This window comes from Arthrobacter sp. SIMBA_036 (assembly GCF_046535135.1).
Classification (GTDB): Bacteria; Actinomycetota; Actinomycetes; order Actinomycetales; family Micrococcaceae; genus Arthrobacter.
Genome location: NZ_JAWRXG010000011.1, coordinates 79,011 through 99,674 on the forward strand (window position 1 = coordinate 79,011; position 20,664 = coordinate 99,674).

20 protein-coding genes and 1 tRNA gene are annotated in these 20,664 nt (G+C 63.7%); 12 read left to right on the top strand and 9 right to left on the bottom strand.

Features of this window, described 5'->3' with window-relative positions:
• Positions 1-3: 3 nt before the first annotated feature.
• A complete protein-coding gene (locus tag SB659_RS15350) occupies positions 4-483 on the bottom strand; it encodes an FHA domain-containing protein (RefSeq protein WP_284977016.1) in 480 nt (159 codons plus the stop codon).
• A gap of 5 nt (positions 484-488) precedes the next feature.
• Positions 489-1,238 carry an FhaA domain-containing protein gene (locus tag SB659_RS15355; RefSeq protein ID WP_410550961.1) on the bottom strand — a complete coding sequence of 250 codons (750 nt, stop codon included), beginning with the start codon at positions 1,236-1,238 and terminating at the stop codon, positions 489-491.
• A 340-nt stretch (positions 1,239-1,578) separates the two neighbouring features.
• Here SB659_RS15355 and SB659_RS15360 point away from each other — a divergent pair.
• Together SB659_RS15360 and SB659_RS15365 are read left to right on the top strand one after the other, a co-directional pair.
• A tRNA-Leu gene (locus tag SB659_RS15360) sits at positions 1,579-1,661 on the top strand.
• A gap of 195 nt (positions 1,662-1,856) precedes the next feature.
• Positions 1,857-3,335: an FAD-dependent monooxygenase gene (locus SB659_RS15365; RefSeq protein ID WP_410550962.1), complete on the top strand. Its 1,479-nt coding sequence runs from the start codon at positions 1,857-1,859 to the stop codon at positions 3,333-3,335.
• On the opposite strand, the gene SB659_RS15370 is transcribed toward SB659_RS15365, so the two are convergent.
• On the bottom strand, positions 3,332-4,039 hold the full coding sequence (locus SB659_RS15370) for a TetR/AcrR family transcriptional regulator (RefSeq protein WP_284976907.1): 708 nt from the start codon (positions 4,037-4,039) through the stop codon (positions 3,332-3,334). The genes SB659_RS15365 and SB659_RS15370 overlap by 4 nt on opposite strands.
• 138 nt (positions 4,040-4,177) lie before the next feature.
• Here SB659_RS15370 and SB659_RS15375 point away from each other — a divergent pair, with 138 nt between their 5' ends.
• Positions 4,178-5,554 carry a flavin monoamine oxidase family protein gene (locus tag SB659_RS15375; protein ID WP_410550963.1) on the top strand — a complete coding sequence of 459 codons (1,377 nt, stop codon included), beginning with the start codon at positions 4,178-4,180 and terminating at the stop codon, positions 5,552-5,554.
• A 64-nt stretch (positions 5,555-5,618) separates the two neighbouring features.
• Here the strand turns inward: SB659_RS15375 and SB659_RS15380 are convergent, their stop codons facing one another.
• On the bottom strand, positions 5,619-6,188 hold the full coding sequence (locus SB659_RS15380; protein WP_410550964.1) for a hypothetical protein: 570 nt from the start codon (positions 6,186-6,188) through the stop codon (positions 5,619-5,621).
• A gap of 347 nt (positions 6,189-6,535) precedes the next feature.
• Between SB659_RS15380 and SB659_RS15385 the strand changes: the two genes are divergently transcribed.
• The 3 genes from SB659_RS15385 (at position 6,536) to SB659_RS15395 (ending at position 8,851) form a co-directional block, all read left to right on the top strand.
• Positions 6,536-7,990, top strand: a complete 1,455-nt coding sequence (locus SB659_RS15385) for an NlpC/P60 family protein (protein ID WP_410550965.1) — start codon at positions 6,536-6,538, stop codon at positions 7,988-7,990.
• Between the two features lie 92 nt (positions 7,991-8,082).
• Positions 8,083-8,400: a hypothetical protein gene (locus SB659_RS15390; protein ID WP_410550966.1), complete on the top strand. Its 318-nt coding sequence runs from the start codon at positions 8,083-8,085 to the stop codon at positions 8,398-8,400.
• A 70-nt stretch (positions 8,401-8,470) separates the two neighbouring features.
• Positions 8,471-8,851, top strand: a complete 381-nt coding sequence (locus SB659_RS15395; protein WP_410550967.1) for a VOC family protein — start codon at positions 8,471-8,473, stop codon at positions 8,849-8,851.
• A gap of 57 nt (positions 8,852-8,908) precedes the next feature.
• Here SB659_RS15395 and SB659_RS15400 read toward each other — a convergent pair whose 3' ends face one another.
• Entirely contained in the window at positions 8,909-9,358 is a 450-nt protein-coding gene (locus SB659_RS15400; protein WP_284979883.1) for a DUF5997 family protein, read from the bottom strand.
• 33 nt (positions 9,359-9,391) lie between these two features.
• Here SB659_RS15400 and SB659_RS15405 point away from each other — a divergent pair, with 33 nt between their 5' ends.
• From SB659_RS15405 to SB659_RS15415, 3 genes are all read left to right on the top strand, one after another.
• Positions 9,392-10,117 carry a LysR family transcriptional regulator substrate-binding protein gene (locus SB659_RS15405; protein WP_410550968.1) on the top strand — a complete coding sequence of 242 codons (726 nt, stop codon included), beginning with the start codon at positions 9,392-9,394 and terminating at the stop codon, positions 10,115-10,117.
• 25 nt (positions 10,118-10,142) lie between these two features.
• A complete protein-coding gene (locus SB659_RS15410; protein WP_410550969.1) occupies positions 10,143-11,735 on the top strand; it encodes a 5-oxoprolinase/urea amidolyase family protein in 1,593 nt (530 codons plus the stop codon).
• A gap of 202 nt (positions 11,736-11,937) precedes the next feature.
• Positions 11,938-13,191, top strand: a complete 1,254-nt coding sequence (locus SB659_RS15415; RefSeq protein ID WP_410551021.1) for an amidohydrolase — start codon at positions 11,938-11,940, stop codon at positions 13,189-13,191.
• Between the two features lie 9 nt (positions 13,192-13,200).
• On the opposite strand, the gene SB659_RS15420 is transcribed toward SB659_RS15415, so the two are convergent.
• From SB659_RS15420 to SB659_RS15430, 3 genes are all read right to left on the bottom strand, one after another.
• Positions 13,201-14,442, bottom strand: coding sequence for a D-arabinono-1,4-lactone oxidase (locus SB659_RS15420; RefSeq protein WP_410550970.1), 1,242 nt, complete (start codon positions 14,440-14,442; stop codon positions 13,201-13,203).
• 86 nt (positions 14,443-14,528) lie between these two features.
• Positions 14,529-15,539 (bottom strand): bile acid:sodium symporter family protein, encoded by a 1,011-nt coding sequence (locus SB659_RS15425; protein WP_284979879.1) that lies wholly within the window; start codon positions 15,537-15,539, stop codon positions 14,529-14,531.
• Positions 15,540-15,628: 89 nt separating this feature from the next.
• Positions 15,629-16,735: a GTP pyrophosphokinase family protein gene (locus SB659_RS15430; protein WP_284976896.1), complete on the bottom strand. Its 1,107-nt coding sequence runs from the start codon at positions 16,733-16,735 to the stop codon at positions 15,629-15,631.
• Between the two features lie 110 nt (positions 16,736-16,845).
• Between SB659_RS15430 and SB659_RS15435 the strand changes: the two genes are divergently transcribed.
• Positions 16,846-17,667: an alpha/beta hydrolase gene (locus SB659_RS15435; RefSeq protein ID WP_410550971.1), complete on the top strand. Its 822-nt coding sequence runs from the start codon at positions 16,846-16,848 to the stop codon at positions 17,665-17,667.
• A gap of 40 nt (positions 17,668-17,707) precedes the next feature.
• Positions 17,708-18,643, top strand: a complete 936-nt coding sequence (locus SB659_RS15440) for a carbohydrate kinase family protein (protein ID WP_410550972.1) — start codon at positions 17,708-17,710, stop codon at positions 18,641-18,643.
• A 19-nt stretch (positions 18,644-18,662) separates the two neighbouring features.
• Here the strand turns inward: SB659_RS15440 and SB659_RS15445 are convergent, their stop codons facing one another.
• On the bottom strand, positions 18,663-19,724 hold the full coding sequence (locus SB659_RS15445) for a glutathione S-transferase family protein (protein ID WP_410550973.1): 1,062 nt from the start codon (positions 19,722-19,724) through the stop codon (positions 18,663-18,665).
• Between the two features lie 83 nt (positions 19,725-19,807).
• Here SB659_RS15445 and SB659_RS15450 point away from each other — a divergent pair, with 83 nt between their 5' ends.
• Positions 19,808-20,617 carry an HAD family hydrolase gene (locus SB659_RS15450; RefSeq protein ID WP_410550974.1) on the top strand — a complete coding sequence of 270 codons (810 nt, stop codon included), beginning with the start codon at positions 19,808-19,810 and terminating at the stop codon, positions 20,615-20,617.
• Positions 20,618-20,664 lie beyond the last annotated feature (47 nt).

A 20,664-nucleotide genomic window follows, 5' to 3' on the forward strand; every position in this document is an offset into this window, starting at 1 on the left:
GGATCACGGCCTCAATTCAATGACCGTCTTGCCGATTCTCACGGGGACACCGAGCTCAACGGGCAGGGCCCGGGTGAGCTGTTGATCGGCCAGATAGGTGCCGTTGGTAGAACCGAGGTCTTCGATGAACCAGCGGCTTCCTTGCGGGAAGAGTCGTGCATGGCGGCCTGATGCGTAGTCGTCCTCAAGGACGAGCGTCGCTTCCTGGGCGCGGCCCAACAGGATAGGACTCGCGGCCAGGGGCAGCGTGGTTCCCTTGAGCGGCCCTTCGGTTACTACCAGGTTGCGGGCATGTTGGATGGCCGGCTGCGCAGGAGCCGCAAGCTCGGGGTGCTTGCGCACCTCGCGGGCCGTGGGTGCGCCTGTAGCTGCCTTGCGTCCGATCTGGAAATCGCGCCGCATGGTGGAGACGATGCTGAAGATCAACACCCAGAGCAATAGGAGGAATCCGAAGCGGAGGGCAGTAATGGTCAGTTCGCTGATGCCGTTCACGCGTGGCCCCCCGGCGTTTGGGGAAGTAGGCGGAAGATGATCCTGGTCCGTCCCATGGTGATGGTGGATCCGTCGGTGAGCTCCACGCTGCCGTTTACCTTATGTCCGTTGACGTAGCTTCCGTTAGTGGAGCCAAGGTCAACAGCCCAGGTGCCGCCATTCTCGGCCCTGACTTCGAGGTGCTTCCGGGACACTCCCGTGTCGTCCACCAAAATGTCAGCCTCGGACGAGCGGCCAAGGACCACAGAGGGGGCGTTCAGGGAATAGCGTTGTCCGTTGATATCCAGGACGGGCTGCAGGCGCACTGGCTGCCGGGCAGGGGCTGCCGGAACGTGGGCGGCGTGGGGCTGTGCAGGGGCGGCCGCATCCGACGTCGACTTCTCAGTCTTGGACGTAATCTCAAAATGTCCGGCCCGTTCCTGCTCATTGCGCCGGAAGGAGATTCGGACAGGTCCCTGAAGAATGTAGCCCTGGCTGCGCACGTGTTCGATGACTACGTCGCACAGTTCCTCCGCAAGGGGCGTTCCCCATTCCTGGGCCCTGGTGAAGTCGTCGTCGCTGAGGAGTACATCAAAAACGTTGGGGGCAAGCGTGCGCCCTGCAGAAATAGTGAGGGCTTGGTTGTCCAATTCCCTACGTAAACGACTGGCAATCTCCACCGGCTCGACACGTGCCCGCGACCCCGTGGAGAAGACATTACGGACGGCCTTTTCAATACCGCGCTCGACTTTGTCCAGCAAACCCATGGTCGTTCTCCTTTCCTTGCCGCGGCACCCACCGTGCCTGGTCCGATAGTCCGTACGTGGCCCGTCGACGCACACAGCAAAGTACGCGCCCAACGGCCCTTCCACTCCCCGATACTACTGGGACTGACTGTGATTGGCCTTAATCCACAACGCCCTCGCGCCCGGAAAAGTTCGATTACGAGGCCAGCCCAGCCCGTGCCGCTCGCGGCAGACCGCGGCCGCATGGTGATGGGGAGGCGCAACGATTGGTGTTTTGCCGGAGGTGTCCGTTATGCTTGATCTCGCTGCTTTTGAAGGAATCGAAGCCGGGAAACCGCTGAAAGCCTACAAAAGAAGTTGCGCGCGAGTGGCGGAACGGCAGACGCGCTGGCTTCAGGTGCCAGTATCCGAAAGGGTGTGGGGGTTCAAATCCCCCCTCGCGCACGCAATGTTAAAGAGCCCCGGTCTTAGGATCGGGGCTCTTTTGTGTTCGAAGTGGACACCCACGCGCCTATCTGCTCCACCTTCGCCTGCATCTTCAGGATATCGGTGGGCGGGGGCCTTGCCGCAAGGGCGGGTGGACGCCATACGCTGCTCGGTGTGCTCATAAACGGAGCACATTACCGGTAGGGGGATGGCGTGACGGATGTAATCGTGGTGGGAAGTGGACCAGCCGGCATGATGTTGGCCGGTGAGTTGGCTCTGTGGGGCGTGGACGTCGCGATTTTGGAGCGGCGCGATGCCGGTCACTTACCGGAGTCCCGCGCAGGCGGTTTCCACTCACGCACCATCGAAGTGCTCGATCAGCGGGGTATCGCTGAGCCTTTCCTTGCCGCGGGTAAGACAGGACAAACGGCACGGTTCGGCAACTCCGTACTGGATATCAGCGACTTCCCCACCCGGCATCCTTACGGGCTTGGCCTGTGGCAAAGGCAAATGCAGCCAATCCTTGAGGGCTGGATCCATGACCTCGGAGTCCCGGCTCATCGCGGAACTGAGGTGGTTGGCTTCGTCCAGGACCAGGCCGGGGTCGACGTCGAACTCGCCGAGGGTGCCAGCCTTAGGGCCAGGTTCCTTATTGGCGCCGACGGCGGCAGGAGCGTGGTCCGGAAGGCTGCGGGCATTGATTTCCCGGGCTGGGAGGCCACGCGAAGCAACCTGATCGCCGAGGTGGAAGTGTCCGAAGAACCACCATCCGGCATGCGTCAAGATGAAACAGGGGTGCACGGCTTCGCCCTGCTGGAGGACGGGCACACTTACCGAGTGGTCACAACCGAGCGGCACTTGGGCTCGGGCGATGCGCCCTCGCTGCTTGATCTCAGCGATGCCCTCAAAGCTGTTTACGGTAGCGACTTCGGTGTGCATTCACCGACGTCGATTTCTCGCTTCACCGACGCGACCCGTCAGGCCGCCACTTACAGGAGCGGCAAAGTTTTGCTCGTCGGCGACGCCGCGCATATCCACTACCCGGCTGGGGGCCAGGGAATCGGATTAGGGCTCCAAGATGCGGTCAATCTTGGGTGGAAGCTCGCTCAAGTGGTCAAGGGCATGTCAGCCGATTCGCTCCTGGACACGTACCATGCAGAGCGGCATCCCGTGGCTGCACGTGCGCTGCAACACTCGATGGCCCAAACTGTGCTCCAGCGCCAGGACCCGCGGAGTGCAGCGCTCGGCCAAACCATCGCCGATTTGATGGTGATGGATGAGCCTCGCAAGCACGTCGCCGCGCTGATCCATGGTTTGGACATTACTTACGATCTTGGTGCTGGCCACCCTCTCCTGGGCCGCCGCATGCCAGATCTGGACCTCTCCATTGCAGGCGTTGAGGGCGTATCGAGGGTTTACGCGCATCTCCGTGATGCGAGGGCCGTGCTACTGAATCTCGCCGAACCCGGCAGGTTCGACGTCGGCCGTTCAGGGTTCGACGTCGGGGCTTGGGCCCAGCAGGTCCGGCTGGTTGATGCACGGTGCACCGCTACGTGGGAGCTACCCCTGATTGGGAAGGTTGAGCCCCCAACCGCCGTGCTGATCCGGCCTGACGGGTATGTGTGTTGGGTCGGCGAAGGAACTGACCAAGGGTTGGTGGAAGCGCTCACCCGATGGTTCGGCCGGCCCTAACCCCGGAGGCCGTATTCCGTCATGGCAGAGAAGCCGGCAATCAACGCCTCGAGCCCCAGGCTGAAGGCAACATCTGTGGGCCGGGGGTGGCGTTCCGCGGCAAGCCGATCCACGGCAGCCGTGAAATTGGGTACCTGCTCGGCGAGGTTGCCGGCGTCGAAAATGTCCTCCGGGGCGGTGACATCGTAAGCTGCGCCGAACACGAAGGCTTCCAAGGCGACGATGGCCGAAATGATCTTCTCTTCGGGAAACCCGGCCTCGCGGAAGCCCGCGGTGACCGCCTCATACATGGCAAGGGTTTTGGGTGCGTTCGCGACCGGGAGCACAGCGATCACCGGAATGAGGGGCGTGTGCGCAGAGAAGACGTCACGGTAGGACCAAGCCCACTGGCGCACAGCGGCAGCCCACGGTTCAACTCCAAACGCGGAAACATCCACCATGGCCGCCAGGTGGTCTTCCAGAAGCAGCAACACGTCGTCCTTTGACGCCACGTGGTTATAGAGGGCGGATGGCGCTACGCCCAGGGTTTTTGCCAGCGCGGCCATGGTGAGTCCGTTGTAACCTTTGGCGCTGATCAGCTGCAGTGCCGCCGTCGTAATCCCCGCTTGGTCCAGGACGCGCGCCATGGGTCGGCCGGCCCGGCGTCGGGACTTGCCGACGGCGGCGCCGGATGCGGGCTCGGGTGCGGGGGAGGGTGCGGGCATCGGAGGCCTTTCTGCTGCCGTGTCCCCAGCATTATTCCATCGGGTCTTCACAGAGGTGGAGTTGGACGCTATTATCGGTATAAATGAATGGCATTCATTTATTGGTCAGCCACCACGGACGGCCACTGAGAGGACATCATGCAGAATCTTGATCGCGACGTTGTGATCGTCGGTGCCGGACCGTCAGGGTTGACGGCGGCACGCGAATTGAAGAAGGCCGGACTCAGCGTCGCAGTGCTGGAAGCACGCGACCGCGTGGGTGGGCGCACCTGGACGGACACCATCGACGGTGCCATGCTCGAAATTGGCGGCCAGTGGGTCTCTCCTGACCAGACAGCACTCATTGCTTTGCTGGACGAGCTCGGCCTGGAGATGTACTCGCGCTACCGCGACGGCGAGTCGGTGTACATCGCCGCCGACGGAACGCGGACTAAGTACACGGGAGACACTTTCCCGGTCAACCCGACCACCAAGGCCGAGATGGACAAGCTGACGGCCATCCTGGATGGGCTTGCCGCAGAAATCGGCGCCACCGAACCGTGGGCACACCCCAAAGCCCGCGAGCTGGACACCATCTCTTTCCACCACTGGCTCCGCCAGAACTCCAGCGATGAGGAAGCCTGCAACAACATCGGCCTCTTCATTGCAGGTGGCATGCTCACCAAGCCCGCACACGCGTTTTCCGCGCTGCAGGCCGTGCTCATGGCTGCGTCAGCCGGTTCATTCACCCACCTGACCGATGAAGATTTCATCCTGGATAAGCGCGTCATCGGTGGCATGCAGCAGGTTTCGCTGCTCCAGGCAGCCGAGTTGGGTTCCGACGTCGTACTCAACAGCCCGGTTCGCAGCATCACGTGGGACGAGAACAGCGCAACGGTTGTATCTGAAGAAGCAATTGTCAACGCGCGCTACGTGATCATGGCCGTGCCCCCGAACCTGTACTCCCGCGTTTCGTTTGATCCGCCCCTTCCGCGTCGCCAGCACCAGATGCACCAGCACCAGTCGCTCGGCCTGGTCATCAAGGTCCACGCCGTGTACCGCACGCCGTTCTGGCGCGAAGACGGCCTGTCCGGGACCGGCTTCGGCGCAGGTGCTTTGGTCCAAGAGGTTTACGACAACACGAACCACGGCGACTCCCGCGGAACCTTGGTGGGCTTCATCTCCGACGAAAAGGCCGACGCCGTGTTCGAGCTCAGCGCCGAAGACCGCAAGAAGGCCGTCCTGGAATCCATCGCCGGTTTCCTAGGCGAGAAGGCGCTCACCCCCGAGGTCTACTACGAGTCCGACTGGGGCTCGGAAGAATGGACCCGCGGGGCGTACGCCTCCAGCTACGACCTCGGCGGCCTCCACCGCTACGGCAAGGACCAGCACGCAAACGTCGGACCGATCTACTGGTCCTCGTCCGACCTCGCCGCAGAGGGTTATCAGCACGTTGACGGCGCCGTGCGGATGGGTCAAGCAACGGCTGCCCGCATCGTCGAGGCACACAAGCTGTCCGCGCTGCCGGTCGCCTAAGCGCCCGTGTTCGCTCAACCTGCAGGTCGGGGAGATTCACTCCCCGGCCTGTCGGTTGCCCGTTTTAAGTCAGCCCGGGCGCTGGGAGTGCCGGGGCAGGAACACCGGCTGCCCGTTCGGCTCTGATCAGTGCCTGTGCAAGATGTTCGACGGCGCCCCCGTAGTCAGTGCCGGCTGTGACCTTGCAGCGCTCGGCCTCGCGCATCGCCTGCGTGAATGCGGCCGTTTCCGCAGCCCTCACGTCCGTCATGGCAGGGAAGTCGATGGTTTGGGCGGGGTCCAGTTCGTACTGCTGCCAGTGCCGCAGGACCTCCGCGTGGCGTGCAGCGTCCTGGGTAAAACCAGTACGACGCCGGGGCTCGGCTGCGTGAATACGTTCCACTTTCCGGGTGGCTGCCAAGGTTCCTGCCGCCGTCGCCATAACCGTCACCAGCATGATCAGGGCAGCGGGCGGCCATAGCAGCGCAGGAACGATGACGCCGGGAAGGACCACCACCGAGCCGGCGAACAGGTCCCAAAATATTGCGTCCGGCTCGGGCCCAGGCCCGTGGGTCCGTTTCCTATGAAGAATCAGCGTTGTTGCTGCTGTTGCCAGAATCAGGGCAACACCCCACAGGAATATCATCGCGGGCATCGGGCACCTCCAAGCGAACTCGCTGCTTTGCATTCAGTATGCGGCCCCACCGGTGGTTTTGGTACTGAAATTTTGGTCGGTCATGCGGCCGCCGCACGCACCGTGATTCGCAATCTTTTTTCTCCGACGCAACCTTCGTAGCCGGGCACTCACCAGCGTCCCTGGCCCGCGACACACCCCGCGGTTCCATCGCGAATCACACGCTTGTGGTTATGTTACTGATGTGACTGCTGTTGCTAATGTGCCAGAGCTCACGTAACCTCAGGACTGCCGGGAGCAGCTGAGGGGCGCGGTCGCGCCACTTCCAGGACCTCGCTCCCACCCTTACCGTTTCGAGGTTTCTGTACATGGCTTTATACCGATCCGCCCGCACGACGGCGGTGCTGTGCGCCGCCGTCGTACTTTTTGGCGCGGCGGCAACTCCGGCAACCGCCGCATCCGCTTTGACCTCCCCCTTCGCTGTGCGCGCGTCTTCGGACGTGCCCTCGCCTGCGGAGATTGCGGCGGCCAAGGCCAGCGAGACGGCGACGGCGGATGAGGTCACCGCGATTGAGCGGATCCTCGCGGACGCGGCCGGTGCCCAGCAGGCCGCATCTGCGACCGCCATGCAGGCCAATAACGCGTACAGCGATGCCCTGGTGGAGCTGCAGGAAAGGACAAAAGCCGCGTCGGTGGCCGCGGCCCGGGCCTCTGCGGCGCGGGAAGAGCAGGACAAGACACGAAAACAGGTAGGGCAGCTCGCCGCGGACCTGTACCGCAATGGCGGAATGGATCCGGCCCTCGTAACGCTGACCGGTGGCGGCGAAAGCATGCAGCAGGCCGCCACGCTGGAGGCCCTTTCAGCCAAGCGAAGCCGCGATTTTGACGCGGCGGTTAGTGCCGCTACCGCATCCCGGTCCCTGTCGGCAGCTGCCGATGAGGCCACCAAAGCCGCGGATGACGCGGCAAAGACTGCCGAGCAGCGCAAGACGCAGGCGGAAAAGGCCAACGCGGCGCAGGTCAAAGCTGTGGCCGACGCGAAAGCGCAACGAGCCACTCTGGTGGACCAGCTGGCCCAGCTCCGCAACACCACTGTGGCCCTTGAGGCGGCCCGCGTGGATGCGCTGGACCGGCAGCGTGAAGAGGCCCGGTTGGCAGCCCTGACCGCCTCCGCTAACCAGGCACCACAGGATCAGGCGGCCCAAAACACCCCTGCTTCACCGGGGACTCCTGCGAAGGCAGGGACGCCCGCAGCCCCTGCTCCGGCAGCGCCTGCTCCGGCAGCGCCTGCTCCGGCAGCGCCCCCGGTTCCCGCTGCGCCGGCAGTTCCCGAACCGGCCGCGCCCGCACCCGCTCCGGCACCCGAACCGGCTGCACCCGCACCGGCGCCTGCCCCAGCCGCCCCCGCTCCGGCACCTGCGCCCGCCCCCTTGCCGCCATCTGCGGGTTCGGGATCGTACGAAACAGCCGTTTCCGCTGCCTTGGGTAAGGTCGGTGCACCGTTCTATTACCAGTGGGGCGGTACCGGGCCCTATGGCTTTGACTGCTCCGGACTCGTGCAGAGTGCATTTGCCGCAGCCGGGATGTACCTGCCCCGTACCGCCTCGCAGCAGTATGCCGCTGCGCCGGTCCACGTGCCCCTCTCGCAGGCCCGCCGCGGCGACCTGCTGGTATGGGGTTCAGCGCCCAACTTCTACCATGTGGCCATCTACCTGGGGAACGGACAGGTGGTGCAAGCCTTGAACCCCCAAGAAGGCATCACGGTCTCGTCCCTCAGTTCAATGGTGGGCATGGACCTCTACCCGTACGCCGCCAGGTACTAGTCGTCGGCTGGCGGCTGCCCGAGCCAGTGGCCGCCCCAAGCTGGTTGGTGCTCTAGCCCGCCCGCCCGCGTTCGCTGCGAGATGATGAAGACATGAACGACCAGGATCCGGATCTCTGGGAGGAATTCGACGAGGACAACAACGCCCACCCGGACCGCGTGCCCGGCCGTCCAGGTGGCGAACCAGTGGGATTCGGTTTCAGCACCGGTGTGCGCAGTGCGAGAGTCGCCCTCGGCTTCGCCGTTTATGCGCTGATTCTCGGGACCACGCTGGTGGTCACCGGCGCCGTTGTCTTCATCGCCCAGCGCCAATGGCTGCTGTTGGTATTGATGGTGCTTGTCGAGGCAGTGTTCGTCTATGGGTTCATTCGGTTGGCCCGCCAGGCGCGTAATCGGCGTTCCTCCCGCTAGGATCGAAGGCGCGGCGTCACAACCGTTCGACGCCCGACCTCGAGCCGCCATTGCAACTAGCCTTGGCATCATGAGACTGAAAATGTGCAGCATCCACGTCAAGGACCCGGCCGCGGCCCACAAGTTCTACACGGAGACCCTGGGTTTCGACACGTTAATGGCCATGCCCGAGTACAACCTCTTCATCATCAAGGATCCGGGCGCCGGGGCCTGCTCCACGGGCCTGTTGCTGGAACCGAGCGACAACCCGATTGGTGCGAACTACATGAACGCCGTGTACGACGCCGGAATGCCGGCTGTGGTGCTGGGCGTACCCGACGTCGAGGCCGAGTATCAGCGGTTGCTCGCTGCAGGGGTGTCTTTCAAGGGCGCACCTGCCGAGGACCCATCGGGTATCAGTGCCGTCTTCGATGACGGCTGCGGCAATTTCGTTCAACTCCACCAGGACTAGTCCGGGTTAAACAGCCGTGGCCGGGACTGGTGTCCCGGCCACAACGTGTGAAAGGTCCTACGCGTGGTTGCGCTTGGTCCCCTTGGGGGCTTCGCGTTTGGCTGCTGCGTTCTCCCTGGCTTCCTTGGTGGCGGCCTTCTTGTGTGCCTCGTCCTTGACGCGCTGCGCCTCAGCGCGGACAGCAGCGTGCGTTGCGCGCTCGATGACCAGCCACTGCGGCGGAGACTCCAGCAGTTCGGTGATTTCCGCCGTCGTGAGTGCTTCCTCAATGCCGCCGCGTGCCAGGCCGCTGATGGAGACGTTCAGCTTGTGCGCCACGACTGGGCGCGGGTGCGGCCCGTTGCGGCGCAGTTCAGCCAACCATTCCGGGGGGTTGGCCTGGAGTTCGGCGAATTCGTCGCGGGAGATGGATGAATCCTGGAACTCCTGGGGTGTAGCCGGCAGGTAGATGCCGAGTTTCTTGGCAACGGTGGCCGGCTTCATGGACTGGGAGTCTTTGGGAGTCATGCTTCAAGGGTATCTGGCCGGTACTGTGAGTGTGTGCCAGACGCTGAAGAATCACCCGAGTCACCCGAGCCCCAACCAGGGCTGCGCTTCGCATACGTTGCTGGAGTGACACCCGGGAAGTGGATCCGGCGTTGGGAGCAGCGTATGCCCGATGTGCCGCTGGAGGCGTTCATGTCCGACGACGACGCGCAGCTTTCGGTGCTCCGGGACGGTTCGGCGGATCTTAGCTTTGTCCGATTGCCTGTGGACCGCGAGGGCTTGAACGTTATTCCTTTGTATGAAGAGCAGCCGGTGGTGGTTGCTCCCAAGGGGCACGAGATCTCGGTGTTCGAGGAAGTGGCACTAGCGGATCTCGCCGAAGAAAATTTCCTGGATGTGGACGAGATGGGTGGGCCGGACATGGCCCTCCAGGTGGTGGCCTCGGGTGCGGGCTTGGCGATCTTGCCGATGTCCGTGGCACGCCACCTGAACAACAAAGAAACCGTCATGCGGCCGCTGACCGGAGCTCCGGGCTCCCAGATTGCCCTCGCATGGCTCGTGGGCACGGAGGGCCCGGTGGTCGAGGAGTTCATCGGGATCGTCCGCGGCCGCACAGCCCAGAGCTCACGGCAACCCTCGTCGCAGCAAGAGAAGCCCAAGAAGGCGCCCAAGCCGGACCGTCGCGGAGGCGGCCCCAAGAAGCCCGCCGTCGCCCAGCGCTACGCCCCGAATCCGGACAAGGGCCGCGGCAAGGGTTCGCGGAAGAAGGGCAAGCGCTAACGTCCCGCGGAAGGCTGGAGGGGAGTTGGAAGTCGAAACACGAGGCAGCAAGCCCAGGAGAATTCGCGCCCTGCGGCCAGTGGGCACCCGCGCCGTGCTGGCCGAGTTGGATGGCCTGAAAGACGTACTCGCCTTGCAGGACATGCTCACCCGGGCACCGTTGCCGGGGCAAGTGGACGTGGTGGCCGCGGCAGAAACGGTCATGGTGGTGGGCGAATCGGCGTCGGCAATCCGCGCAATACGGGCCCGTTTGCTTGAGCTGGACATCACTACGCCCGAGGTCACCGGGTCCGGCTTGGTGGTCATCGATACCGTGTACGACGGCGAGGACCTCACCGACGTCGCCGGCATCACTGGGCTGAGCCCGGACGCCGTCGTAGCCGCGCACACCGGGCAGGTGTGGACCGTGGCTTTCGCCGGTTTCGCGCCTGGATTCGGCTATATGGTGGGCCAGAATGATGTCCTGACCGTTCCCCGCCGCCCTTCGCCCCGGACCGCTGTGCCGGCTGGATCCGTGGCGCTCGGTGGCCCATACTCGGCCGTGTACCCCCGCAGTTCACCGGGAGGCTGGCACCTGATCGGCCGCACTGGAGCTCGGATGTGGGACTTGGAGCGAACGCAACCGGCCTTGGTGAGGCCCGGCGACCGCGTCCAGTACCGGGCGGTCCGCGAGGTAGTGAACGTCGCCGCTGTTTCCACGCGCCCGCCCGAATCCGAGCAGCATCTTGGGTCTGGGCTGTCCGGCCTGCGGATCCTCAAACCCGGTGCGCAGAGCCTCGTGGAGGACCTCGGCCGCCGCGGCTACGGTCCCCTCGGTGTTTCCGCTGCCGGAGCCTTGGATCGGGCATCCCTGCGCCGGGCCAACCGGCTCGTAGGGAACGCCGCTTCAGCTGCTGCCATCGAGTCCGTCAACGGTGGCTTGGTGGTGGAGGCTGTGGGGGACCAAGCCGTGGCGGTGACTGGCGCCCCGAGCACCCTGACTGTCCGCTCGTCGTCGAACCGGACGGTTCCGATGGCGACCCCTTTTGTGTTGCTCGACGGCGAAGTGCTGACCGTAGGTCCTCCCGAATGCGGTTTCCGGAGCTACTTGGCCGTCCGTGGAGGAGTGGATGTTGCGGAGGTGCTGGGCAGCCGCTCGGCAGACACGATGTCCGGCGTCGGGCCTGCGCCTCTGGTTCCCGGCCAGGTGCTGCCGGCCGGTGGCAACACGGTATCGGCTGCTGTGGGAAGCCCTGAGCTTCAACCTGATTTTCCGAGCACTGGAGTTACGGTCCTTGAGGTAGTGCCAGGACCGCGGGATGACTGGTTCGACTCGTCCGCCATTGAATCGTTGACGAGCCAGGAATGGGTGGTGACCCCACAATCCAACCGGGTGGGTATGCGCCTGGATGGCACGCCCCTCCAGCGAACCCGGAAGGGCGAGCTGCCCAGCGAAGGAACTGTGGCAGGCGCACTCCAAATACCTCCCGCTGGTTTGCCCGTCCTCTTTCTGGCGGACCATCCCATCACCGGCGGCTATCCCGTGATCGGCGTGGTTCGCGAGGAACATCTGGATCTGGCCGCCCAAGTGCCCATCGGGGGCCGGATTCGGTTTGGCCTGACCACGTTCACTCCGTAGGCACGTAGCCCAACCACTGATCTTTCGTTGCGTCTTTCGTTGCGCGCAACGACTGTATTGCGGTGCAGCGACGAGTGCGCCAAGTTTATGTAGGGATGGCAGGGACGACAGCCGCGCGAAAGGAATTGCCATGGACGGAACCGGGAAGGGTGGAGCGTTGGGCGGGGCGCATGCGAGCGTGCCGGACCAGGGCGGAGTTGCGATGGTCCTTGCCGGCCAAGAAGGCATGACCGGCTGGCAAGAGGAGCTGTACAAGGACCTTCATCAGCATCCTGAACTGGGCAACCAGGAGAGCAGAACGGCAGCCATAGCTTCCGGGCTCCTGCAGGAATTCGGCCACGAGGTGCACTCCGAGATCGGGTCCACCGGCGTGGTGGGCATCCTCAAGAACGGCGAAGGCCCCACCGTGCTGGTGCGGGCGGACATGGACGCGCTGCCTGTTGCCGAGGACACCGGCCTTCCGTACGCGAGTAAGGAGTCTGCGACCGACGACGACGGCGGGCAGGTCCCTGTTGCTCATGCCTGCGGGCACGATGTGCATGTGGCCTGCCTTCTCGGTGCGGCACGGTTGCTGGCGGAGCGACCGTCCGGATGGTCCGGAACGTTCATCGCGTTGTTCCAACCGGCGGAGGAACTGGCTAATGGTGCACGGAAGATGCTCGACGGCGGTTTGGCCGCCTTGATCCCGAAGCCGGACGTCGCCATGGCGCAGCACGTCCTTGCATTTCCTTCCGGCCACCTGGGGACCCGGCCCGGCGCCTTTCTCTCCAGCGCTGACAGCATGCGGATCACGGTTTATGGTCGGGGCAGCCACGGCTCCATGCCGCAGCTCAGTATTGACCCCGTGGTCCTGGCTGCTTCGATTGTCCTGCGCCTGCAGACCGTGGTCTCCCGCGAGGTTGCCCCCGGGGAATTTGCGGTCCTGACCATCGGCCGGTTGAGCGCCGGGACCAAGAGCAATATCATCTCCGACCGTGCCGTGCTGGAGCTGAACATCCGTACCTTCGACGACCGAACGCGGACCCTGCTTTTGGATGCAATCAGGCGGATTGTGGTCGGAGAATGCAGCGCCGCCGGTTCGCCGAAGGATCCGGAGTTCGAGCTTTACGACCACTACCCGCTGACCCAGAACGATCCGGAAGTCACAGCCCGGGTCGACGCAGCCTTCCGCAACCACTTCGGGGAAAGGGCCTCCACCCTTGACCGGCAACCTGCCAGTGAGGATTTCAGCGAGCTACCGGACTCGTTCGGCATTCCTTACATCTACTGGGGACTCGGCGGGACCGACCCCACGCTGTACGCGAAAGCCGAGGCCGCCGGAGCTGTCTCCAGCGAAATCCCGGCCAACCATTCGCCGCACTTCGCGCCGGTCATCAGCCCAACGCTGGAGACCGGCACCGCCGCCGTCGTCGTTGCCGCCTTGGCGTGGCTGGGACGCCCGACGAGTTCGCGGTAGCGCCGGACTTCAGGAGTCGCGGTGCAGAATGCCGTTCAGCAAAGCGTTGCTGAACTTGCCCGAAGGATCGTGGGCGAGCACCAGCTTCCGGAAGTCCTCGAACCGTGGGTAGAGGGCGGCGAAATCGTACTGGTCCGGCGTGAAGAGCTTGCCCCAGTGCGGGCGGGTCCCGAAGGGTCGGAGCGCCTCCTCAAGTTCGGGGAGGATCTCCTCAACCTCGGACTGCAGCGGCTTCCAGGTGAAGTGGAGTGCCACGCTCTGTTGCTCATAGAACGGGCTCAACCAGAAGTCGTCGGCAGCAATGGTGCGGATTTCGGAGATGAAGAGCAGGGGCGCTAGTTTGCCCGCGAGGTTCCGGACGGCGCGGAGCGCTGCCGGGGCATGGTCCAGGGGGAGCAGGAATTCGCTCTGCAGTTCTTCGCCGTTGCTGGGAGTGAACTCATGGCGGAAATGGGGCAACCGGTCCAGCCAAGGGCCGGCCACGTCCAACTGTTCCGTGCAGTTCTCCGCTGACATGTCCGGGAGGGGATGCATCGCCACTGTGGCCGGGATGGCTCCAAACATGTCAGCAAGGGGCGCATCGGTTTCCAGCGCTTTGATCCACACCTGGGGGATGGTGTCGCCTGTGAAGTTGGTGAAGAAGCTGACGCTGTATGCGCTCGAGGCGATCTCTTGGAAATTGGCCAGCGCCTCGTTCCAGGACAAGCCTGTCAGTACCCGTTGCCGGGCTTGGAAGGTCGGCTGTATGGCCAACTCAAGCCCAGTGACGATACCGAGGGCACCGATTCCCACCACGCTGGCGCGGAACTCGTCGTCGTCGGCGGTGAGCGTGACCAACTCGCCTGAGGCGCGCACCAGATCAATACTGACGACGGCGCCGGCCAAGGACGGGTTGTTGACCCCGCTGCCGTGGGTGCCGGTTTGGATGGCGCCCGCGACGGAGATGTGCGGAAGCGAGGCAAGGTTATGGATGGCATAACCCTGGTCTTCAAGTGCTTGTCCAAGGGCACCGTAGCTGATGCCCCCACTTACCTTGACCGTGCCCTTTTCCTTGTCGAGGACTATTTCCTGCGGCAGCGCATCAAGGAGCAGGTGGGTGCCGTCCGTGTCGGCAACAGTGTTGAAGGAGTGTCGCGAACCGAGGGCCTTGACCTTCGCGGCGTTGGCCACGAGCTCCTGCAGCGCGCCCACCGAGGTGGGCCGGTGGACCTCTGCCGAGGAGTACTCAAGGTTGCCTGCCCAGTTCTTCATTCAAGATCTCCCCGCGATGTAAACGTCTGTCCCAGAAATTGTGAACGCTCACAAGACCTGCGTCAAGGAAGCTATCCACAGGAGAGCTAGCCTCGGGTGGCCTGGTCCCTCAACGGACGCCGAGCCAGGAACGCAGCCACGATCGCGCCGGAGACGTTGTGCCACAGGGAAAACACCGCTGAGGGCAATGCGGCGAGTGGGCTGAAGTGTGCAGTGGCCAGCGTGGCGGCGAGGCCGGAATTTTGCATACCCACTTCGAATGCGAGGGCACGGCGTGCTTTGTCGTCCAGGCGGCCGAGCTTGCCCGCCAAGTAGCCCAGGCCGAGCCCGAAGCCGTTGTGGAGCACAACTGCCAAGAACACGATGCCACCTGCGGCGACGATTTTGCTCGCGCTCCCGGCCACCACTATCGCCACAATCAGGGAAATCACGACGGCGGATGCCCAAGGAAGTGCCGGAAGAACCTTAGCGACGAGCTTCGAGAGGAAAAGCCGTGCGAGCACACCCGCCACTACGGGAACCAAGACGGTCTTGACGATGTCCAGGAACATGCCACCGGCGTCGATATGGAGGAACGACCCGGCCAGGAAGAGCGTCAACGCAGGGGTGACCAAAGGCGCGATCAGCGTTGATACGGAGGCGACGGCCACGGATAAAGCCACATCACCCTTGGCAAGGAAGGCCATGACATTGGATGCAGTGCCCGAGGGTGCGCAACCAACCAAAATGACTCCCACCGCAAGTTCGGGAGGGAGCTGAAGAAGGACCGCGATCAGCCATCCCGCACCGGGCATGATGACGTAATGCGCAATGATGCCCAAGGCAACGGCCCACGGTCGGCGGGCAACCGACGCGAAATCCGGTGGGGTCAACGTCAGGCCCATGCAGAACATGATGATGCCGAGCAAATACGGAACTGACGTCCCCATGGGTTTGAACAGATCCGGAATAAGGAATCCGAGAATGCCCGCAAGGACCACCAGAAGCGGAAAGACCGTGACAGCGATGCGGGCAATGCGTGCCTCGGCGGCGAGAGCGGCATTCAGCGGTTCCGCGGAGTTTCCAGTAGTGGACGGTGTGTTGGTTGCCTCAAGCATCCATCCATGCTCACATCCGGCCCGCGCAAGGGTCGACTTCGTTACATGCGCAGCGGTGTATATGTCAGTTGCCTTACCGCCGCGTCGTGTCACATCAGCGTCTGGCGGTAGCGCTCAATCTGTTTGAGGCGCCGTTGGAGGCTGTCGCGCCGCGGGTGCGGGACGACGTCGGGCCCCTCAGCGGTGAGGTCGATGTGCTCGGTTCCGTACTGCCACAACAGGAGGTCATCAAGCAGGCGGTCCGGGCCGGGGGAGTAGCGGTGGTCCAAGGCCTTGCGCACCTCGGTGATGCGGTTGGCGCTGAGTAGTCCCGCAAGCTCCACTGTTTTGGTCAGTCCGTGGGCGGCGAGCAGTTCAGCGGCCCATCCCCAGTCATCGTCAACTTTGCGGTCCACGTGGGGCAGTAGGGTACGCCAGACGTCACGAACCCGGTTGGGCGTGAGCGGCATGCTTCCGTCACCCTCAAGGTCCCAATAGGCGCGGACTTCCTCGTAGCGTTCGTGAAGATCGGAAAAGGCACTCTCCACCGTCTCCAACATTGCTGCAGTAGCGGTGAACTGGCGATCGAAGTGGGGGGTCCAGGCGCGCGGGTCTTCGGCTTTGAAGCGGATGTCGTGCTCGATCTCGCTCCAAGCATGCGCAAACACGGTCCGGATCTGGCACTCGAAGAAATAACTGCCGTTGGCAGGCATGTCCGGATTGAAGACGTGCTGGTATTCCTTCACGGTCTCATTCTGGATGGTCCTTAGGATGAGGTGCCGGCTGGAGTATCCGTACGTTCCCGACTCGATGGAACCAATGTCCTTCTCGCGGTCTCCCCGGCAATCAAAGAGCTGCCGTTGGCGTTTGATGATGTTGGCAACCGCCGCATTCTCGGCAGGCAGCTTGGTGATCACACGGATACCCACCATGTCATTCAAGGTGCGGAAAGGGTCCGGGAACTTCAGGAGCCGGGGTCCGCCCGGTTCCAAGGGTTCATCCGTGCGGGAAATCTTCTCCCTGAAAGACTCAACAGTCTTGGTCCGGCCGGTGACGAACAACGGGGTTACCTCGGCGTCATTCAGCATGTCCCTCAAGGTCAGCAGGACATCGCGTGTGACCTGCTTTAGGGCAGGGCGAACACGCTCATACAGCGCCACGTTCGCGTCCACTGCCTCGCGCTGGTCCTGGTCCAGGCTGTCCCGATTGCTTGCCATGCCCCCAGCTTACGGTGCGCCCCCGACACTGAACCGGGCCGCGCGCCGTCGGGGTGCCTCTAGCCAAATCTGCAGACCGTCACGATAGGCTCGGTACAAAGGAGGGCCCAATGTTGCGGCATAAGTACAGCTACGGCGAACACCCCAGCCAGTGGGGCGAACTCTTTACGCCCGAACCGAACAACGGAAACCACCGCGGTGCCTCGGCCGTCGCGGGCGGAGTAGCGGTGGTTATCCATGGCGGCTACTGGCGCTCACAGTACGGAGCCGAGCTCGGTGAGCCTTTGGCCCGCGACCTCGCCGCCCATGGCATCACAGCATGGAACCTGGAGTATCGGCGTGCCGGCAACGGTGGTGGTTGGCCGCATACGTTCGAGGACATCCTGGCCGGCATCGACCACCTTTCCCAGATCGCCGGAGACCACGATCTGCAGCTTGGCAAAGTGGTGGCGCTCGGCCACTCCGCTGGCGGCCACCTGGCGGTATGGGCTGCCGGCCGCCAGCGCCTTTCAGCGATCGGAACGCCCGACGCCGATCGCCAACTCGTGCGCACCCCGGAGGCTAACGCCGTGCACCTCACCGGCGTCGTCAGTCAGTCCGGCCTCCTCAACCTGGCTGCGGCGGAGAAACTCAACCTCAGCAACGGCGCTGTGTGCAACCTGATGGGCGGAGATTCAGCCAGGTTCCCCAAGAGGCATAAATACGCTGACCCCATGAGCTTGCTGCCGATCGACGTGCCGGTGTACGCCGTGCATGCCAGCAACGACGAGGACGTTCCGGCCAGTCAGTCGGAGGCGTACGTCGCCGCTGCCACAGCCGCGGGAACTCCGGCCCAGTTGTTGCGAGTCCCGGGCGACCATTTTGACCTGATCGATCCCAGGGCCGTGGCATACAAAAAGTGCCGTGAGTTGGTGCAGCGACTCCTCTCGTAATTGTTGGTCCGTGGCGCCTGTCCTCTGGCAGAGTGTTCCCATGCTGACAGTTATTGGTGAGGCCCTGGTTGACGTGGTTCAAAGTTCCTCCGGGATTGAGGCACATGTCGGCGGGAGCCCGCTCAATGTGGCCGTTGGGCTTGCCCGGTTGGATCATCCGGTGCAGTTCATTGGCCGCTACGGCAATGATCCCTACGGGGACTCGGTGGCCGCGCACCTGCGTTCAAGTTCGGTGATGGTCCCGCTTCCCCCGGACGACAAGCCCACCAGCATTGCCACTGCCCGGATCGACGACGAAGGCGCGGCCACCTACAACTTCGACCTCACTTGGGAACTGCCTGGCCTTGGGGCCCGCCTGCCGCTCATGTTGCAGGGCGCCACTTTGCTGCACACGGGTTCGATTGCCACAGCTTTGGAGCCGGGCGCCGCGGAGGTCCTTGCCGCCGTCGAGCGTGCACACCCGAGCAGCACCATCAGTTTCGATCCCAACTGCCGTCCCAGCATCATCACCGACGTTGAGTACGCACGGAACCAGGCCGAACGCTTTGTGGTGCTTGCCGACGTCGTGAAGGCCTCCGATGAGGACCTTCAGTGGCTCTATCCCGGCGCGGACCCGCTGGAATCGGCACGGCGTTGGCTCACGTTAGGTGGCTCGGCAGGACCGGCGCTGGTGGTGGTTACGCGCGGCGCAGAAGGACCGTGGGGGGTTACCAGGGCTGGTGAAGCCCGGATCACCGCACCCTCCGTGGACGTTGTGGACACCGTGGGCGCGGGCGATTCGTTCATGGCAGGGCTGCTGTCCGCTCTTGTGGACCGTGGGCTTGACGGTGCGCAGAACCGCGAAACGCTGCGCGGGATGCCTGCCGAAACCCTGTCCGCAATCATGGAGCACGCCGCCCGCGCAGCTGCCATCACCGTGTCCCGCGCCGGAGCGAACCCGCCCACTCGCGCCGAATTGAACGACTGGATGAGCTGAATGACGGAGTAGCTGAGGGTCAGGCGGCGCCGTGCCCGGCGGCCACTTCCTCGCCGGCTCTTACCGGCCCGGGCGGGGTTCCCTGTCCGAAGGGGCTGCCGCCGAGTGAGTCCCGCCCGTGTTCGGTCAACCAGCCCGACAGGTCCGGTCCCATCGGAACGATCTGTGTGGGATTGATGTCCTCATGGACGATGTAATAGTGCTGTTTGATCTGCACAAAATCGATGGTGTCCCCGAAGCCGGGCGTCTGGAAGAGATCCCGGGCATAGCCCCACAATGCCGGCATCTCGCTGAGTTTGTTGCGGTTGCACTTGAAATGCCCGTGATAGACGGCGTCGAAGCGCGCGAGGGTGGTGAACAGCCGGACATCCGCCTCAGTGATGGAGTCTCCCACCAGGTAGCGCTGCCGTGAAAGCCGTTCCTCCAGCCAGTCCATGGCATTCCACAGCCGGGTGTAGGCGGCGTCGTAGGCTTCTTGGGACCCGGCGAATCCGCACCTGTAGACGCCGTTGTTAACCTCAGTGAAAACCCGCTTATTCACCTGGTCGATCTCTTCGCGCAGCTGCTCGGGATAGAGGCTTGGGGCACCGGGGCGGTGGAACTCCGTCCACTCCGTAGAGAAATCCAGCGTGATTTGGGGGAAGTTGTTGGTCACAACTCCGCCCGTGGGGATGTCCACGATGGCCGGGACGGTGATCCCGCGCGGGTATTCGGGGAAACGGCGGAAGAACGCCTCCTGCAAGCGCTCGATCCCCAGCACAGGATCCTTGCCATCGGGATCAAGATCGAAGGTCCAGGACCGGGCATCGTGGGTGGGCCCGGGCTGGCCGAGGCTGATGACGTCCTCCAGGCCAAGGAGCCTCCGGACGATGACGGTGCGATTGGCCCACGGGCATGCCCGCGCCGCTATGAGCCGGTACCGTCCCGGTTCCACCGGCCAGCCGGGTTCACCGTTGGCACCGGGTCTACCGTCGCGGGTGATCCGATCCTCGATGTAGTTCGTGTCCCGGTTGAACTCGGCACCAGTGACGTACGCGCCGCGGGTGCTGTGTTGTTCGGCTGTGCTGGTGATGTCAGTCATCACCTCAGACTATGCTCTCGATTTGCCCGTGTGCGGGGTCGCGAGGGCAAATTCTCAAATGTGCACCAAAGTAGACTGGCAAGATGCGGCTCGTAGCAAGTGATATTGACGGCACCATCCTCGGCCATGATGGCAAAATCAGTGACCGGACCATCAAGGCGTTTCGTGCATGCCGCGAGGCAGGGGTGGAGCTGGTTTTCGTCACGGGCCGTCCGCCGCGATGGTTGTTCCCCCTCCAGGAACAACTCGGCCACAGCGGCATCGTTATCTGTTCAAACGGTGCCGTGGTGTGGGATCTTCAAACAGGGACGGCCCTGTCCTCATCCGCACTGGATGTCCCGTCCGTTCTCGAAGCCCGCCGCATCATCAAATCCCTTCGGCCGGACGCGCTCTTCGCCGTGGAAACGCTGACCGGCTTCCAGCTGGAGCCCGGCTTTATCGAGAACGGGACCAGCGAACTCCTTGCCGAGTTCACACCAGCCCCCCTCGCCGAGACGCTCGCTGCGGATGACGCCGTCGTGAAGTTCTTGGCGGTTACGCGCAAAGGCACGCCCGACGCGTTCCTGGCCGAAGTGCAGCCAGCCGTCGCCCACTTGGTGAGTACCACGCATTCCGCCCCCCGCACAGCGTTGCTGGAGATGTCCGTTCCCGGTATCAACAAGGCCGTCACCCTGGCTCAGTACGCAGAGTCGCTGGGGATCGACGCTGCGGATGTGGTGGCATTTGGTGACATGCCCAACGATATCGAGATGCTCCGCTGGGCCGGTCACGGGTACGCGATGGCCAGTGGGCACCCGGACGCCATCACCGCCGCGGGGCAGCAGGCTCCGCACTTCGACGACGACGGCGTGGCCCAGATTCTCGAGGCAAAGTTGACGGAGCAGCGGGTCTAGCAAGCATCTAATGCGCGGCGGTGGATGTTGGAGCGTTGACCAAGCTG